This window comes from Rhizobacter sp. P3_B12 (assembly GCF_056402895.1).
This window is the reverse complement of record NZ_JBFUGN010001782.1, coordinates 1-531: the sequence shown is the minus strand read 5'-3', so window position 1 is coordinate 531 and position 531 is coordinate 1. Positions and strand designations below refer to the sequence as shown.

Annotated in this window: 1 protein-coding gene; it reads left to right on the top strand. The window is 76.2% G+C overall.

Annotated elements, in window-relative coordinates; genetic code table 11:
• Positions 1-531 (top strand): hypothetical protein (locus tag AC1D01_RS38200; protein ID WP_477875228.1); only part of this gene is annotated, 531 nt, incomplete at both ends.

The window sequence follows — 531 nt, the reverse complement described above, 5'->3', positions numbered from 1 at the left end:
GAGGACCTCGACCTGGCCGTCACCGCGGTGCAGCCGGTCGCCTGCGAGCTGCATGCGCAGATCGAGATCGGCGGCCCGCGCGACGCGGCCGACGTGCTGGCCGAGGTCTACGACCGCTGCGACCGCTTCGTCGCGCGCGCCGCGGTCAGCCGCAGCCTCGACGAGCGGCTGCGCGCCGGCGCGTCGCTGGAGGAGATCTACACCGGGCCGGCGCTGCAGCACGGCTTCATCGACGACCTGCCGATCGGCCAGGACGGCGCGCAGCGGCTGTTCCTGTCGGACCTCGCTGCGGTCGTGCAGGCGGTGCCGGGCGTGGAGGGGGCGCGGCTGTCGCAGCTGCGGCCGGCGAATGCAACGGCAAGCAACGGCTCGGTGGCCTGGCGCGGCGACAACTGGGCGCTGCGRCTCGCGCTGCCGAGCGACGGCTCGCCGGGCACCATCGGCGTCACGCGGCGCGGCAACCCGGTCGCGGTGGCGCCGGCCGACCTGTGCCGCCGGCTCGAAGACCTGCGCGCGGCCGGCCGCTCGAAC